Source organism: Subtercola endophyticus (genome assembly GCF_021044565.1).
GTDB lineage: Bacteria > Actinomycetota > Actinomycetes > Actinomycetales > Microbacteriaceae > Subtercola > Subtercola endophyticus.
The window spans coordinates 1,480,624-1,497,254 of record NZ_CP087997.1; the positions used below are offsets into that span (position 1 = coordinate 1,480,624).

Annotated in this window: 13 protein-coding genes; 4 read left to right on the forward strand and 9 right to left on the reverse strand. The window is 66.4% G+C overall.

Annotated features, from left to right (window positions below; translation table 11 throughout):
* Positions 1-3: 3 nt before the first annotated feature.
* Positions 4-1,119 carry a polyprenyl synthetase family protein gene (locus LQ955_RS07010; RefSeq protein ID WP_231027454.1) on the forward strand — a complete coding sequence of 372 codons (1,116 nt, stop codon included), beginning with the start codon at positions 4-6 and terminating at the stop codon, positions 1,117-1,119.
* Between the two features lie 93 nt (positions 1,120-1,212).
* Here the strand turns inward: LQ955_RS07010 and LQ955_RS07015 are convergent, their stop codons facing one another.
* Positions 1,213-1,554 carry an Rv2175c family DNA-binding protein gene (locus tag LQ955_RS07015; protein WP_231027455.1) on the reverse strand — a complete coding sequence of 114 codons (342 nt, stop codon included), beginning with the start codon at positions 1,552-1,554 and terminating at the stop codon, positions 1,213-1,215.
* 150 nt (positions 1,555-1,704) lie between these two features.
* Here LQ955_RS07015 and LQ955_RS07020 point away from each other — a divergent pair, with 150 nt between their 5' ends.
* Entirely contained in the window at positions 1,705-4,065 is a 2,361-nt protein-coding gene (locus LQ955_RS07020) for a Stk1 family PASTA domain-containing Ser/Thr kinase (RefSeq protein WP_231027456.1), read from the forward strand.
* Between the two features lie 223 nt (positions 4,066-4,288).
* On the opposite strand, the gene LQ955_RS07025 is transcribed toward LQ955_RS07020, so the two are convergent.
* From LQ955_RS07025 to LQ955_RS07035, 3 genes are all read right to left on the reverse strand, one after another.
* On the reverse strand, positions 4,289-5,623 hold the full coding sequence (locus LQ955_RS07025; protein ID WP_231028080.1) for a class II 3-deoxy-7-phosphoheptulonate synthase: 1,335 nt from the start codon (positions 5,621-5,623) through the stop codon (positions 4,289-4,291).
* A gap of 143 nt (positions 5,624-5,766) precedes the next feature.
* Positions 5,767-6,453 carry a lysophospholipid acyltransferase family protein gene (locus tag LQ955_RS07030; RefSeq protein WP_231027457.1) on the reverse strand — a complete coding sequence of 229 codons (687 nt, stop codon included), beginning with the start codon at positions 6,451-6,453 and terminating at the stop codon, positions 5,767-5,769.
* Between the two features lie 134 nt (positions 6,454-6,587).
* A complete protein-coding gene (locus tag LQ955_RS07035; RefSeq protein ID WP_231027458.1) occupies positions 6,588-7,535 on the reverse strand; it encodes an ROK family glucokinase in 948 nt (315 codons plus the stop codon).
* A 93-nt stretch (positions 7,536-7,628) separates the two neighbouring features.
* Between LQ955_RS07035 and LQ955_RS07040 the strand changes: the two genes are divergently transcribed.
* The gene (locus LQ955_RS07040) at positions 7,629-9,455 is read left to right on the forward strand and encodes an AMP-dependent synthetase/ligase (RefSeq protein WP_231027459.1); all 1,827 of its coding nucleotides are present in this window, start codon (positions 7,629-7,631) and stop codon (positions 9,453-9,455) included.
* A gap of 136 nt (positions 9,456-9,591) precedes the next feature.
* On the opposite strand, the gene def is transcribed toward LQ955_RS07040, so the two are convergent.
* Both def and LQ955_RS07050 read right to left on the reverse strand, forming a co-directional pair.
* Positions 9,592-10,083, reverse strand: a complete 492-nt coding sequence (def, locus tag LQ955_RS07045; protein ID WP_231027460.1) for a peptide deformylase — start codon at positions 10,081-10,083, stop codon at positions 9,592-9,594.
* A 197-nt stretch (positions 10,084-10,280) separates the two neighbouring features.
* Positions 10,281-13,682 carry a pyruvate carboxylase gene (locus tag LQ955_RS07050; RefSeq protein ID WP_231027461.1) on the reverse strand — a complete coding sequence of 1,134 codons (3,402 nt, stop codon included), beginning with the start codon at positions 13,680-13,682 and terminating at the stop codon, positions 10,281-10,283.
* A gap of 88 nt (positions 13,683-13,770) precedes the next feature.
* On the opposite strand from LQ955_RS07050, the gene LQ955_RS07055 reads away from it, so the two are divergent.
* Entirely contained in the window at positions 13,771-14,586 is an 816-nt protein-coding gene (locus tag LQ955_RS07055; RefSeq protein WP_231027462.1) for a ParA family protein, read from the forward strand.
* A gap of 82 nt (positions 14,587-14,668) precedes the next feature.
* Here the strand turns inward: LQ955_RS07055 and LQ955_RS07060 are convergent, their stop codons facing one another.
* From LQ955_RS07060 to LQ955_RS07070, 3 genes are all read right to left on the reverse strand, one after another.
* Entirely contained in the window at positions 14,669-15,214 is a 546-nt protein-coding gene (locus LQ955_RS07060) for a MerR family transcriptional regulator (RefSeq protein ID WP_231027463.1), read from the reverse strand.
* 160 nt (positions 15,215-15,374) lie between these two features.
* Positions 15,375-16,094 carry a transcriptional regulator FtsR gene (ftsR, locus tag LQ955_RS07065; protein ID WP_231027464.1) on the reverse strand — a complete coding sequence of 240 codons (720 nt, stop codon included), beginning with the start codon at positions 16,092-16,094 and terminating at the stop codon, positions 15,375-15,377.
* Between the two features lie 16 nt (positions 16,095-16,110).
* A complete protein-coding gene (locus LQ955_RS07070; protein WP_231028081.1) occupies positions 16,111-16,542 on the reverse strand; it encodes an FHA domain-containing protein in 432 nt (143 codons plus the stop codon).
* Positions 16,543-16,631: the final 89 nt, after the last annotated feature.

Sequence of the window (16,631 nt, forward strand, 5' to 3'; positions counted from 1 at the left end):
CGCGTGACAGAAAGTACACACCTGACGAAGCTCGTCGATAATCGCATCGCGAACTTCGTCACAGAACGTGAACCTATTCTCGTCTCTATTGCGCCCGAATTGGCGACTTTCGCCGATTTCTCGCGGGATCTTCTCAGCGGTGGCAAGCGATTCCGAGCCCAGTTCTGTTATTGGGGCTGGCGTAGCGTCTCCGACCTCCATTTTTCGGGCTCGACCGCCGCGTCGACGCGGGCAGAAAACGAGTTCGCGGCCCTCGTCGAGCTGTGCACCGGGCTCGAGTTCTTTCACGCCGCAGCGCTTGTTCACGACGACATCATCGACAAGTCCGACACTCGGCGCGGCCGGCCCTCGGCTCACCGACGTTTCGAGACGCTGCACCGCGACAGGTCATACACGGGTGACGCCGAAGACTACGGCCGAGCGAGCGCCCTGCTGATGGGCGACCTGCTCCTCGCCTGGAGCGAAGAGCTGGTGGGGCAGGCGCTCGAGCGGCTCGACTCGTCTGCCATTCCGACCCGCCTCGAGTTCAATCGCATGCGCACCGAGGTCACGCTCGGGCAATACCTCGACATTCTCGACGAGAACGCCTGGCCGGTGCTGGCCGAAGACGAGCTGTTCGGTCGGGCCGAACGCGTGATCGTGTACAAGTCGGCGAAGTACAGCGTCGAAGCGCCGCTCGTGCTCGGGGCTCGCCTGCACGGCGCCTCCGCCGAGCAGATCGCCGCGCTTCAGGCGTTCGGCCTGCCGCTCGGCATCGCATTTCAGCTGCGGGATGATCTGCTCGGCGTCTTCGGCGACGCCGACCGTACAGGCAAGCCCTCAGGTGACGACCTGCGCGAGGGCAAACGCACCGTACTCATCGCGCTCACCCGGCAGACGCTCTCGCCCAGCGCGAAGCGGCTCTTCGACGAGCTGCTCGGCGATCCTGATCTGAATGCGCAGCAGATCTCCATGCTGCAGGCCACCATCTCCGACAGCGGAGCTGCGGATCGCGTGGAGGAGCTGATCGCCGCACACGCCGAGAATGCCCTGCACGCGCTCGCCACGGCACCCCTAGCCGAGCCCGCCAAACTGCAACTGGCCACGCTAGCCACGCGCATCACGCAGCGCGACGCCTAACCGGCGCGCACGGTCGAGACCGCCACGTGCGGCCGAGATCCGCGGGTACACGCGCCGATTTCGGCCACCGGTGCCGGTCTCGTGCCCGAGTGGTCAGCCGAGAGCTTGGGCTACGCGGCGCACTTCGGCCTTGCGGCCCGCGCGCAGGGCGTCGATGGGGGCCGCGTCGAGCGAGTCTTCGGGCTCGAGCAGCCACTGCATCATCTCGTCGTTCGAGAATCCGCTGTCGCCGAGCACGATGATGGTGCCCTTCAACTCGCTGAGCGGCTGGTCGTCGACGAGAAAGTCCTCGGGAACAGAAAGTACGCCGTCGCGGCGAACGGCAAGCAGCGAGTGCTCTTCGATGAGCTTTCGCGCCTTGCTGGGGGTTATGCCCAGCCGTTCGGCCAGGTCGTTCAGGGGTAGCCAGGTTCGGGCTGAAGTTGTGTCACTCACAGCACAAGCCTGCCACGCGGGTCGTACCGCAGCACAATCCCTTGCGTAAAACGGAGGCGTCGGGGTGCGAACGTCTCGATTCGGTAGCGGTATCGGTGCGGCGCAGTGTCGATACAGCTTTCCGCGGAGTCGGCAATTTAGACTACGGGCGTGACCAGCGCGCCCACCGATCCGATGCTCGACCGTCTTGTCGACGGCCGATACCAGGTGGTTTCGCGCATCGCCCGAGGCGGAATGGCGACGGTCTACGTGGCGAACGACCTGCGGCTCGACCGCCGTGTCGCCATCAAGATCATGCACGGGCACCTCGCCGACGACGAGGCGTTCCGCCTTCGGTTCGTGCAAGAAGCACGGTCGGCGGCCCGGCTCGCCCACCCCAACGTGGTAAGCGTGTTCGACCAGGGGCAAGACGACGAGATGGCCTACATGGTCATGGAGTACCTGCCGGGCATGACCCTGCGCGATCTGCTCAAAGACTACGGCCGGCTCACCACGGAGCAGACGCTCGACATCATGGAGGCGGTGCTCGGCGGGCTCGCCGCCGCGCACAAGGCCGGCATCGTGCACCGCGACGTGAAGCCCGAGAACGTGCTGCTCGCCGACGACGGGCGCATCAAGATCGGCGACTTCGGGCTCGCCCGTGCCGCCTCGGCCAATACCGCGACGGGTCAAGCGCTGCTCGGCACCATCGCCTACCTTTCTCCTGAGCTGCTGACTCGCGGGGTGGCGGATGCCCGCAGCGACATCTACGCCTCGGGAATCATGATGTACGAGATGCTCGTCGGCGAGCAGCCCTACCAGGGCGAACAGCCGATGCAGATCGCGTTTCAGCACGCGAATGAGACGGTGCCGGCGCCGAGCGCCAAGAACCCGTCCGTGCCGCCGGAGGTCGACGCGATCGTGCTGTGGGCGACCTCGCGCGACCCGAACGAACGGCCGCACGATGCCCGAGTTCTGCTGGACGAGCTGTTGCACGCCGATACGGCGACCTCGGCATCCATTGCCGCCACCGCGGCCATGCTGCGCACCTCGGTGCTGCCACCCGCCGGAATAACCGACCCTCGCCCCGACGTGACCGAGCGGTACGGCGTGGCCGCGGGTTCGGGTTCGGGCGCAGGTTCTGGCGCTGGCGCGGGTCATGGCGGCCGCGCCGATGACGAGTTCGATACCGAGATCGTGAATGCCGAGACCGAGGTGTTCCGGCCTGCGCGGGCGCGCGGCTGGGGTCGCAAGCGCGCCGCAGCGGCGGCAGCGGCCGGTGTCGCCGGCGGCGGAGCGCTTGCCGCTGGTGCCGGAGCCGGAGCGGCTTCTGCCGGAGTCGGCGCAGCGGGCCAGGCGGGTGCTGCGAACGTCGGCGGTGTGGTGACGGCCGGGGCAGGGGTGGCGAGCAGCGGCTATGCCGGGGCAGGTGTGATGACTCCCGAGGCGCCGACGGCCGCGGGCATCGTTTCCAGTGATTTCGCCACGACCTACCACGGCAGCGGTTACGCTAACGCCTCCGGTTCGGCCACGGCCACGGCTCCCCCACCGGTTCGGCCGGCGGGCCCGCGAGGCCCGGTAGACGCCCTTGCCGCCCGCGGCAAACACCGCCGCCGCCGCGGCTGGATCATTCTTGCTCTCGTCGTGCTCATCGTCGCGGCCGCTGGCGGAACCGGCTGGTACTTCAGCGCCGGCCCCGGCGGACAGGTCACGGTTCCGACCGTCGCGGCCGGCTCGGCCCCGGCCGATGCCGTTGCCGCCCTTACTGCGCTTGGGCTCACGACGACCGACGCCACAGCGAACTCCCCGACGGTCGCGACGGGAACGGTCATCGGCACCGATCCGTCTGGCGGGTCGTCGGTGCTGAACGGCTCGAGCGTGACGGTCATCACCTCGATCGGGCCGGCGCAGTTGCCTGTGCCGACGTTGATCGGGCTTTCGGAGGCCGACGCCACCACGGCCGCCCAGAACGCGCACTTCACCGTCGACAGCGGTGCGAAAGCCACCCAGTTCTCGGCCGATGTCGCGTCAGGAGTGGTGATCGCCGCCCTCGGAGCCGACGGCCAGCCGCTCGGGGCGACCTATGCCGACCAGCAGCCGGTTCATTTCGTCGTGTCGCTCGGTGCGATTCCGGGGATCGACGGCCTGTCTGCCGACGCTGCCGCAGCGGCGCTGAAGGCCGTGGGGTTGGTGTCGACCGTCGGATCGACGGACTACAGCGACACCGTTGCATCCGGTGCCGTCATCTCGCACGAGGTGCCCGCCGACCCCGTGCAGACCGGTGCCACCATCACGTTGCACGTCTCGAAGGGGCCGGAGCCCACCGTTCCCGATGTCACCGGCAAGTCGTGGAGCGATGCCAAGCAGGCCCTCACCGCTCAGGGCTTCGAGATCGCCTACAACAACGACGCCTCCGGCAAGGTCGCCGACGCCTTCCCCGCGCTCATCACGGTCTCGGCCACCGATCCCGTCGCCGGAACCCGCAGCCCCGGCGGCACCACCATCACCGTCAGCTTCAACGGCCTCCCCTGACCTCAGGTCGCCGCCCCTGTGCTAGCCACCCCCTGCTCGCCGCCCCTGTGGTCTCGCTCCTCTGGTCTCGCCCCTCTGGTCTCCCCCCGCACCCTCCCGCCGATCCACTTTGCGCAGAAGCACCTAAAGCGCGGGTCATAGGTGCTTCTGCGCAAATCCGATGTCGGAGGTGCGGGCGGAGAGGAGGGCAGGGGCAGGGGCGGGGCGGGGACCTTCGCGGTACCTACGCCTTTGCGCCCCGGAGTTCCTCGGCCACCAAGAATGCCAATTCCAACGACTGCATGTGATTCAGGCGGGGGTCGCAGAGGGACTCGTAGCGGGTTTCGAGGGTGTGCTCGTCGATGTGCTCCGAGCCGCCGAGGCACTCGGTGACGTCGTCGCCGGTGAGCTCGACGTGGATGCCGCCCGGGTGCGTGCCGACCGCACGGTGCGCCTCGAAGAAGCCCTTGACCTCGTCGACCACGTCGTCGAAACGGCGGGTCTTGTAGCCGTTCGGAGTGGTGAGTCCGTTGCCGTGCATCGGGTCGGTGACCCACAGCGGGGTCGCATCCGAGGCCTGTACGGCTTCGAGCAAGGGCGGCAGAGCATCCCGAATCTTGCCCGTGCCCATGCGCGTGATGAACGTCAGGCGACCGGGCTCGCGCTCGGGATCGAGCTTGTCGATGAGGCGCAGCATGTCGTCGACCGAAGTCGACGGGCCGAGCTTCACCCCGATGGGGTTGCGCAGACGCGACAAGAAGTCGACGTGCGCACCGTCGAGGTCGCGCGTGCGTTCGCCGATCCACTGAAAGTGGCTCGACGTGTTGTAGGGCGTGCCGGTGCGCGAGTCGATGCGCGTCATCGGCCGCTCGTAGTCGAACAGCAGCGCTTCGTGCGCGGTGTAGAACTCGGTGCGCTTCAGCGCCTCGAAGTCGGCACCGCAGGCGATCATGAACCGGATGGCCCGGTCGATCTCGCGGGCGAGGTCTTCGTAGCGCGCGTTGGCGGGGTTCGAGGTGAAACCCTGGTTCCACTGGTGCACCTCGCGCAGATCGGCGAAGCCGCCCTGCGTGAACGCACGGATGAGGTTCAGCGTCGAAGCTGAGGTGTGGTACCCCGCCACGAGGCGCGCCGGGTCTGCCGTGCGTGACTCGGGCGTGAAGTCGTAGCCGTTCACGATGTCGCCGCGGTAGGCGGGCAGCGTGACACCGTTGCGGGTCTCGGTGTCGCTCGAGCGCGGCTTGGCGAACTGGCCCGCCATGCGGCCCATCTTGATGACGGGCATCGAGGCGCCGTAGGTGAGCACGACCGCCATCTGCAGCACCGTCTTGATGCGGTTGCGAATCTGGTCGGCGGTGGCCCCGGCGAAGGTCTCGGCGCAGTCGCCGCCCTGCAGCAAGAAGGCGCGACCGGATGCCGCCTCTGCGAGGCGGTCACGCAGGGTGTCGACCTCACCCGCGAACACCAGCGGCGGCAGCACTGACAGTTGCGCCGACGCCGCCTCGACCGCGGAACGGTCGGGCCACGAGGGCTGCTGCTTGGCCACCAGTGTGCGCCAATAGTCCAGACCGTCAATCACAGAAGGCTCAGCCTCGATGACACGTTCGGTTAGATCTATCACAGCAACACTTTTTCTGGGTTGGGGGTGGGTGTGGGAGGGGTGGATGCTCGGTGAGAGCGAATGTCGACGAAATCCGACAAAGCGGCCAAGGCCGCTTTCGTTCAGCGCGCGACCCGTGCTCGCTTCTCTTTGACAGAAGTCGCATAGACGTCGGAGTATTCCTGCCCGCTGATGCGATGCAGTTCATACATGATCTCATCGGTGATCGAGCGCAAGACGTACCTGTCGGACTCCATGCCCTCGAACCTAGAGAAATCTAGCGGCTCTCCGAAGACGATGCCAACCCGCCTGATGCGAATCGGCTGCCCGACGCTCATCACCTTCTCGGTGTCGATCATGGCGACGGGGATGATCGGTACCCCTGCTTCGAGCGCCATGCGCGCGATTCCGGTGCGGCCCCGGTACAGCCGGCCGTCGGGGCTGCGGGTACCCTCGGGGTAGATGCCGAGCAGGTCGCCGCTGCCCAAGACCTCGAGCCCGGTGTTCAATGACGCCTCCGAGGCCTTGCCGCCGGAGCGGTCGATCGGCAGCTGCCCGGTCGCGGTGAAGAACAGCCGAACGAGCCGGCCCTTGAGGCCCTTGCCGGTGAAGTACTCGCTCTTGGCCAGAAAGCTGATGCGGCGATCCATCATCAGCGGCAGAAAAACGGAGTCGGCGAACGAGAGGTGGTTGCTCGCGAGAATCGCTCCGCCGGTCTTCGGGATGTTCTCGACCCCACGAGTCCACGGGCGAAACAGGGTCTTCACAATCGGCCCTGCGACCAGGTACTTCATGAACCAATAAAACATCGTCGTCTCTCTGCCGTCAGTCGATTGTACTGGGCGTGAATCCGCGCTTCAGTGCGTTCGACGCCGACACAGGCAACAGTTTGGTGTCAGATCGATTCGGCCCTAAATCGATTCGGCCCTAAATCGATTCGGCCCTAAATCGATTCGGCGTAGATGCGTGCCAGGTCTGCCGCGCCCACCACGCCGGCATCGTTCACCAGCTCGGCGATGCGGAACTCCGGCTCCGGGTGAAACCCGCGGGCCGGCAGAACGTCGAGATACGCGGCACGGATCGGGTCGAGCAGCAGATCGCCGGCCTGGGCGACTCCCCCGCCGATGACGAACAGCTGCGGGTCGAGCACTGCGCCGAGACTCGCGGAAGCCTGGCCGAGCCAGTGACCGAGCGTGCGCAGGGCAAGCAGCGCACCCGGGTCGCCTGCTTGAATGAGGTCGCTCACGTCGAGGCCGGTCAGCGTTCCGACGCGGCCTCGCACCTCGGCAAGGCCGATGCCGATTCCGCCGGCGTCGGCGAGCTCGTTGGCGGTGCGCAGAAGTGCTCGGCCGCTACCGTACTGCTCGATGCATCCGCGCGCCCCGCAGCCGCACGGCAGCCCGTCGGGCACGACGCGCATGTGGCCGAGCTCGGCAGCAGCGCCGAAGCCGCCGCGAAAGAGCTTGTCGCCCGAGACGATGGCGCCGCCGACGCCCGTGCCGATGGTGAGGATGACCATGTCGCTCACCAGCCGGCCCGCGCCGAACCGGAACTCGGCCCACCCCGCGGCATTGGCATCGTTCTCGATGATGATGTGCTTGTGCAGCCGGTGCTCGAGCTTTTCGCGAAAAGGCTCGTTGCGCCAGTTGATGTTCGGGGCGTAGTAGACGATCGACTGCGAGGCGTCGATGAAGCCGGCGGCGGCGACGCCCACCGCTTCGACCTCGACGCCCTCTGAGAGTCGTTCGACCATCGCGACGACGGCGTCTTCGATGAGCTGAGGGTTGCTTGCGGTGGTCGGTTGGCGATCGGCGCGAAGGATATTACCCAGCTCGTCGACGAGCGCGCCCGCGATCTTTGTTCCGCCGATGTCGATTCCAATGGCTTGCACAGTTCATCATTACACGTCTGTGCTGACCCGTTCGAGAGCGCCTCGACACGTGCCCAGGTAGACTCGGACCCTAAGAACCGAAGGAGTTTTGCCGTGGACCAGTTCGTCGCCCCCGCCATTGTCGAGGCCGATCCCGAGGCGAATACCACCGACTTGCTGGTCAAGCGGGTGGCGCTCGCCCCGAACGAGCCGCTCTTCGCGCTGCCCGCGAAAGACGGCGGCTGGAACGACGTCAGCGGCGCCGAGTTCCTCGCCGAAGTGCGCGCTCTGGCCAAGGGCTTGATCGCCGCCGGTATCGAGCCCGGCGACAAGATCGGCCTGATGTGCCGCACGCGCTACGAGTGGACCCTCATAGACTTCGCGACCTGGTTCGCCGGCGCGGTGCTCGTGCCCGTGTACGAGACCTCGTCGCCGTCGCAGGTGCAGTGGGCGCTCAGCGACTCGCAGGCGACTGCCGTCATTCTCGAGACGCCCGACCACTTTGCGCGCTTCGACGAGGCGCACCCCGACCTTCCGCTCATCACGAAGGTCTGGCAGATCGACCTCGGCGACCTGAACAAGCTCGTCGCGGGCGGCGTCGCCGTCAGCGACGAAGAGGTCGAGCGCCGGCGCACCCTCGCCAAGGGCAGCGATCTGGCCACGCTCATTTACACCTCGGGAACCATGGGGCGGCCGAAGGGCTGCATTCTCACGCACTCGAACTTCGTGGAGCTGTCTCGCAATGCCGCTGTGAAGCTGGCCGATGTCGTGCACCCGGGCGCATCCACTCTCTTGTTCATCACCACAGCTCACGTCTTCGCGCGGTTCATCGCGATCATCTGCGTGCACGCCGGCGTCAAGGTGGGGCATCAGGCCGACACGAAGCAGCTGCTGCCGGCCCTCGGGTCGTTTCGGCCGACCTTCTTGCTGGCGGTGCCGCGCGTGTTCGAGAAGGTCTACAACTCGAGCGAGCAGAAGGCCGAGGGTGACGGGCGTGGCAAGATCTTCCGTGCTGCCGCCGCCGTGGCGATCGCGCACTCCGAAGCTCTGGATGCCGGCAGCATCCCCCTGGGTCTGAAACTGAAGTTCGCCCTCTACGACCGCCTGGTCTACTCGAAACTGCGCGCGGCCCTCGGTGGGCGCACGAAGTACGCCGTGTCAGGATCAGCGCCGCTCGGCCATCGCCTCGGGCACTTCTACCGGAGCCTGGGAATCACCATCCTCGAGGGGTATGGCCTCACCGAGACCACCGCGCCTGCGACGGTGAACCTGGTCGACCAGTTCAAGATCGACACTGTGGGTCCGCCGTTACCGGGGGTGGGCATCCGCATCGCCGCCGACGGCGAGATTCAGGTGTCGGGTATCAACGTGTTCGCCGGCTACTGGAACAACGAGAAAGCCACCGCAGAGGCGATGGACGGCGAGTGGTTCAAGACCGGCGACCTCGGCTCGCTCGACAGCGACGGTTTCTTGACCATCACCGGGCGCAAGAAAGAGATCATCGTGACGGCCGGCGGCAAGAACGTGGCGCCTGCCGTGCTCGAAGACCCGATTCGCGCGAATCCGCTGGTGGGACAAGTCATTGTGGTGGGCGACCAGAAGCCGTTCATCTCGGCGCTGGTGACACTTGACACCGAGATGCTGCCGGTGTGGCTCGGCAACAACGGCCAGAAGGCCGACCTCACGCTCGAAGAGGCGTCGCAGAACCCGGCGGTGCTGGCCGAGATTCAGAAGGCGGTGGATGCCGCGAACACGCTGGTCTCGCGCGCTGAGTCGATTCGCAAGTTCGTGGTGCTGCCGGTCGACCTCACCGAGGAGTCCGGCCATCTGACCCCCAAGCTCACCATCAAGCGGGGCGTCATCGTCAAGGATTACGCCGACACCATCGAGCGCATGTACTCCTCAGCGCCCGCCACCGAGGCGATCTCGCTGCCGCACTGACCCTCGGCGCGCCGCCGACGCCGCGCGCGCCGCCGTGGCGTTGTCGCGCGCCTTCTACACAGTTCGCGCGTCGATTTTGGCCGCCTACGCGCGGCCTTTCAGACACAAATCGACGCGTGAAACGGCGAAAGACGGGTCAGAACCAGTCGGATTCGCGAACGGCGCGCATGGCGTCGCGACGGGTGTCTTTTTCGAGTCGGTCGAGGTAGAGCAGGCCGTCGAGGTGGTCGGTTTCGTGCTGCAGAGCCTGGGCGAGCACTCCAGTGCCCGAAACCTCGACCTCGTTGCCGTCGAGGTCGGTGCCGACGGCACGCGCGAACGGATACCGCTTCGTCTTGAACCAGAGGTTCGGCACCGAGAGGCAGCCCTCGTCCATGAACTCGGGCTCGCCCGAGAGTTCCACGATGCGGGGGTTCAGCAGGTAACCCAGCTCGTCGTCGACGAAGTAGCTGAATGCGCGCAGGTTCACGCCGATCTGGGAGGCGGCCACGCCCGCGCGGCCCGGTACTTGCACTGTCTCGAGCAGATCATCCACCAGCCCGCGCACCCGGTCGTCGATCACACCGATTTCGTCAGAAACGGTCTTGAGCACGGGATCACCGAAGATGCGAATCTCACGCACGGTCATTGTGGAGTTCTCCTGGGGGTGGAATCGAGCGGATCCTCCCACGATACTTGCCCCCAGACCTGCTCTCTGCCACGGCCCGGCGGCGCCGAGTTTGCGAAAAGACCCCCAAAACTCGGTTCTTAGGGGCCTTTTCGCAAAGTGGATTGCGTCGAAGGGGGGGCGGAGGGAGGGGACGGGAGAGAGAGGGGGGGAGGTGCTCAGGGCTCGATGACCACGAGCAGGTCACCCGCCTCGACCTGTTGGGTCTTGGGGATGGCCAGGCGGCGCACGGTGCCCGCGACGGAGGTCGTGATGGCGGCCTCCATCTTCATGGCCTCGATGGTGGCGACGGCGTCACCCGCCGCGACGACGCTACCCTCGTCGACTTTGAGCGTGACGACACCCGAGAAGGGAGCCGCGATCTGGCCGGGGCGTGAGGCGTCTGCCTTCTCGGCCTGGGTGATCGTGATCTTCACGCTGGTGTCGCGCACCGAGACGGGGCGCAGCTGGCCGTTGAGAATGGTCATGACGTTACGCATGCCCTTGTCGTCGACGTCACCGATCGCCTCGAGGCCGACGAACAGCTGCACACCGGGTTCGAGTTCGACCACGTGTTCGTCGCCCTGTTCCAGGCCGTACAGGTAATCGACGGTGTCGACCATCGAGAGGTCGCCGTAGGTCTCGCGCAGCTCTTCGAACTGCGCGGTCGGGCCGGGGAACAGCAACCGGTTGAGGGTGGTGCGCCGGTCATCCGACGACCCCTCGAGCAGCGCCTTGTCGCCGTCGCTGACCTCGGTGACACCGACCTTCACGTCGCGGCCCGCAAGCACCTTGCTGCGGAACGGCTCGGGCCAGCCGCCCGGCAGGTCGCCGAGCTCGCCGGCCATGAAGCCGATCACGGAGTCGGGAATGTCGTAGTTCTGCGGGTTCTCGGCGAAGTCGGCCGGGTCTGCACCGACGGCCGCGAGGTGCAGAGCGAGGTCGCCGACGACCTTTGACGAGGGGGTGACCTTCGGAATGCGGCCGAGAATCTGGTTCGCCGCCGCGTACAGGTCTTCGATCTTCTCGAAGTGGTCGGCGAGGCCCAACGCGATGGCCTGCTGGCGCAGGTTCGAGAGCTGGCCACCGGGGATCTCGTGCTTGTACACGCGCCCGGTGGGGCCGGGCAGACCGGATTCGAACGGGGCGTACACGTGGCGCACGGCCTCCCAGTACGGTTCGAGGTCTGAGACGGCCTGCAGCGAGAGTCCCGTGTCGCGCTCGGTGTGCGCGAGTGCGGCGACGAGGGCGGATGCCGAGGGCTGCGAGGTGGTACCGGCCATGGGGGCGCTGGCCACGTCGACGGCGTCGGCGCCCGCACGCGAGGCCGCGAGCAGCGTCGCGAGCTGGCCGCCAGCGGTGTCGTGGGTGTGCACGTGCACCGGCACCCCGAAGTTCTCGCGGAACGCGGTGACGAGCTTCTCAGCCGCGTAGGGGCGCAACAGGCCGGCCATGTCTTTGATGGCGAGAATGTGCGCACCCGACGACACGATGTCTTCGGCCAGCCGCAGGTAGTAATCGAGTGTGTAGAGGTCTTCGGCCGGGTCGAGCAGGTCTCCGGTGTAGCAGACCGCGACCTCGGCGATCGTGGTGCCGGTGGCGAGCACCGACTCGATCGCGGGGCGCATCTGATTCACATCGTTCAAGGCGTCGAAGATGCGGAAGATGTCGATGCCGGTATCGGCAGCCTCACGAACGAACGCGTCGGTGACCTCGGTGGGGTACGGCGTGTAACCGACCGTGTTACGGCCACGCAGCAGCATCTGGATCGCCACGTTCGGCAGCGCCTCACGCAGCGCCGCCAGGCGCTCCCACGGGTCCTCGCCGAGGAACCGCAGCGCCACATCGTAGGTCGCCCCGCCCCAGGCCTCCATCGAGAACAACTGCGGGGTGAGCCGTGCCACGTAGGGCGCGACCGCGACCAGGTCTTTTGTGCGAACCCGGGTTGCGAGCAACGACTGGTGGGCATCCCGCATCGTGGTCTCGGTGACCGCCAGCGCGGTCTGCGACCGGAGTTCGGCCGCGAAACCCACCGGTCCGAGCTCGAGCAGACGCTGACGTGATCCGCTCGGCGCCGGCAACGACAGGTCGACGACGGGCAGCTTGGCTTCGGGCCCGATCGACGAGGGGCGCTTGCCGTTGGGCTGGTTCACCGTGACGTCGGCGAGCCAGTTCACGATCTTCGTTCCGCGGTCTTTCGACACGTGGGTGGCGAACAGCTGCGGGCGCTCTTCGATGAACGAGGTGCTGAGGTCGCCGGCGACGAACGCCGGGTCGTCGAGCACGGCCTGCAGAAACGGGATGTTCGTGGAGACACCGCGAATGCGGAACTCCGCCAGGGCACGCTTCGAGCGGCGCACCGCGGTAGCGAAGTCACGCCCGCGGCACGTGAGCTTGGCGAGCATCGAGTCGAAGTGCGGGCTGATCTGGGCACCGGATGCCACGGTTCCACCGTCGAGGCGAATGCCCGCGCCGCCCGGCGAACGATACGTGGTGATCTTGCCCGTGTCGGGCCGGAAGCCCGCGTTCGGGTCTTCGGTGGTGATGCGGCACTGCAGCGCCGCCCCGCGCAACACGATCGTGTCTTGCGTCAGACCGAGCTCGGAGAGAGACGAGCCCGAGGCGATGAGCATCTGCGACTGAACCAAGTCGACGTCGGTGACCTCTTCGGTGACGGTGTGCTCGACCTGAATGCGTGGGTTCATCTCGATGAAGACGTGCTCCCCCGCGCGCTCCCCCACGGTATCCACCAAGAACTCGACCGTACCGGCGTTCACGTACCCGATCGACTTGGCGAACTTGATGGCGTCGGAGTGCAGCGCATCGCGCAGCTCGTCGCTGATGTTGGGTGCCGGAGCGATCTCGATGACCTTCTGGTTGCGGCGCTGTACCGAGCAATCGCGCTCGAACAGGTGCAACGTGGTGCCGTGCGCGTCGGCGAGAATCTGCACCTCGATGTGCCGGGGCCGCAGAACCGCCTGCTCCAAGAACATGGTCGGGTCGCCGAACGCACTGTCGGCCTCTCGCATGGCCGCCTCGAGCGCACCGCGCAGATCGGCGGGGGTCTCGACCCGGCGCATGCCGCGCCCGCCACCACCGGCGACGGCCTTGGCGAAGATCGGAAAACCGATCGCCTCCGCCCCGGCGATGAGCTCCTCGATGTCTCGAGTCGCCGGCGTCGACTTCAGCACCGGAACACCCGCAGCGATCGCGTGTTCCTTAGCGGTGACCTTGTTGCCGGCCATCTCGAGCACGTGCTGACCCGGGCCGATGAAGGTAATGCCGTTCTCGGCGGCGGCCTTTGCGAGCTCGGGGTTCTCCGACAAGAAGCCGTACCCCGGGTAGATGGCGTCGGCGCCCGACTCCTTCGCGACGCGAATGATCTCGCTGACATCGAGATACGCGCGAACCGGATGCCCGACCTCGCCGATCTGGTAGGCCTCGTCTGCCTTCAGACGATGCATCGAGTTTCGGTCTTCGTAGGGAAAGACGGCAACCGTCTTTGCACCGAGTTCATACGCAGCCCGAAATGCACGGATCGCGATTTCACCACGGTTTGCTACCAGAATCTTCTTGAACATGGAGTCCTTCTGATGGTCGTGCGGCATCGATGCAGCACACAGGCGACAGTTAGGTTCTCCCAGCCTAGTGAAGGTAACGTAGACGATTGTGCATGTACTCAGCGTCAGCTCACTCAAGGGCGGTGTCGGTAAGACGACCGTGACCCTCGGTTTGGCTTCGGCAGCCTTCGCAAAGGGGCTGCGTACGCTTGTCGTCGACCTCGATCCGCAGTCCGATGTCTCGACCGGTATGGACATCAACGTCACGGGCCACCTCAACGTGGCCGACGTTCTCGCGTCGCCGAAAGAGAAGATCGTGCGCGCCGCCATCGCTCCGAGCGGCTGGACCAAAGACCGCGGCGGCACCATCGACGTCATGATCGGTTCGCCGTCGGCACTCAACTTCGACGGGCCGCACCCGTCTATCCGCGACATCTGGAAGCTCGAAGAGGCACTGGCCACCGTCGAGAGCGACTATGATCTCGTGCTCATCGACTGCGCCCCCTCGCTGAACGCCTTGACTCGCACCGCCTGGGCCGCGAGCGACCGGGTGACCGTCGTCACCGAGCCCGGGCTGTTCTCCGTGGCCGCCGCCGACCGCGCTCTTCGCGCCATCGAAGAGATTCGCCGTGGGCTCTCGCCTCGGCTGCAGCCGCTCGGCATCATCGTCAACCGGGTTCGTTCGCAGTCGCTCGAGCACCAGTTTCGTATCAAAGAGTTGCGCGACATGTTCGGACCGCTGGTGCTCTCGCCACAGTTGCCCGAGCGCACGTCGCTGCAGCAGGCGCAGGGCGCGGCCAAGCCGCTGCACGTCTGGCCGGGTGAGGGCGCGCAAGAGATGGCGCGCAACTTCGACCTGCTGCTCGAGCGCGTGATGCGCACGGGCCGTCTCGGCGACTACGCCGACCTCGCCGCCAAGAGCTGACCGAAAGGGCCTACGCGCTGCCAGCGGCACGCAGCTTGGAGCCTCTTGCCTGTGAGCTGCAGCGGGTGGTGGCTCGGGTGCGTCAGGCGCTGCGGGCCGCGCGGCGGGCGGCCAGTTCATCCATCGGGTCTGCGATGTCGGTACCCAGCTCGACGAGGCTCGACTCGACCTCACGCAGAACCTTGCCCACGGCGATGCCGAAGACGCCCTGACCGCGGCTGACGAGGTCGATGACCTCGTCGTTCGAGGTGCAGAGGTACACACTTGCGCCATCACTCATCAGCGTCGTCTGAGCCAAGTCGGTGACACCGGATTCACGCAGCTGCTCGATGGCGGTACGAATCTGCTGAAGCGAGATTCCCGTGTCGAGAAGACGCTTCACCAGTTTGAGAACAAGAATGTCGCGAAAGCCGTAGAGACGCTGCGAACCAGAGCCGGCCGCGCCGCGCACGGTGGGCTCGACGAGGCTCGTGCGTGCCCAATAGTCGAGCTGGCGGTAGGTGATTCCCGCCGCGCGGGCCGCGACGGCACCGCGGTACCCTGCAGCGTCGTCGAGCTCGGGAAGACCGTCGGTGAAGAGCAAGCCCTGATCGAAACGAGCTTGCTCGTCGTGGACATGCTCATTCATGCGTTACGCCCTTCTGGTTCGGCATTCAGCCGATTTCACTACCTGACCCACGCTAGCGAGCGGACTTGCCCCGGGCAACGACATTCGCTTAAATGCCCCGGCGTGTCGTCGCTGTGTTCGTGTTGCTGGGTTTCTTCCACTCTACGTGGCCGAGCTCGTTCTATGGTGTCAACTTCGCAAGCGCCGATCGAATCAGGCTTGTTCGCACCATCTCGAGCTGACCGGAGATCTCGGCGGCGCGCTCAGCGACCTGGGCCCGGCTCGTGACATTGTTGCGGCGCGCGACGGGCACGAGAGCGCTCTCGATGAGCCCGACCTCGCGATCTGCCGCGGCACGAAAGCCGCGCAGGTGTCGCGGTTCGATGCCGACCTTCTGCAGCTCCACCAGCGCCTTCAGCACGGCCAAGGCGTCGTCGCCGTACGTTTCGGATGCCGTGACCAACGAGGCGCTCACAGCGTCGTTCAGCAGGCCGGCGCTCGCGCGTGCCTCCCGTACGAGATCGTCACGCGAGTACCGGCGCGCCCCGCCGAGCATCGAGGGAGCACCGGTGAGCGCAGCACCGGGCATCGGCGGGTTGAGCCCGGCGTCGAGGTCGAGCAGGTACTGCTTGATGACGTTCAGCGGCAGGTAACAATCTCGCTGCATGGCCAGCACCAGCCGCAACCGCTCGACGTCACCCTCGGAGAACTTGCGATAACCCGAGGGCGTGCGCGCCGGGCTGACGAGACCGCGCTCTTCGAGAAAGCGCAGCTTCGACGGGCTCACGTCGCTGAACTCGGGCTGCAGAAGAGAAAGCACCTGCCCGATGCTGAGCAGGTTGGCAGCTGCGGTGCTGGGGGCGGAACGGGAATGCGAGGCGCGGGCTGAGGAGGCCGCCACTAGTGACCCGCCCCCACTAGATCTCCGCGTTCGCCGCCACGTCGCGACGTGAGGGATAGAAGGTGAGCCGGAACTTGCCGACCTGGATCTCTGAGCCGTCACTGAGCAGAGCGTCGTCGATGCGTACTCCGTCGAAGTAAGTGCCGTTCAGCGAGTGCAGGTCGCGAACACGGAAGGTCTTGCCGACGCGCGTGAATTCGGCGTGCCGACGAGAGACCGTTACGTCGTCGAGAAAAATGTCGGCATCGGGGTGCCGGCCGACCGTGGCCGTCAGCGTGTCGAGCAGAAAGCGCGCGCCCGCATTCGGGCCGCGCCGCACGATCAGCAGCGCCGAGCCCGACGGCAGAGCCGCAATGGCGTCGAGTTCTTCGCTCGACACGCCGCCTTCGAGGGCAGCGAGCTGCGATGCGAACTCGCCCGTGAGGTTGAGCGTGGTGTCGCTCGACATGCTGTCGAAGGGCCGCGCATGCTGCCCGCCATCGCCTGCCGCACCCGCACGCGTCACGTTCGCGCTGGATTGTTCGGTCTCATCTGACA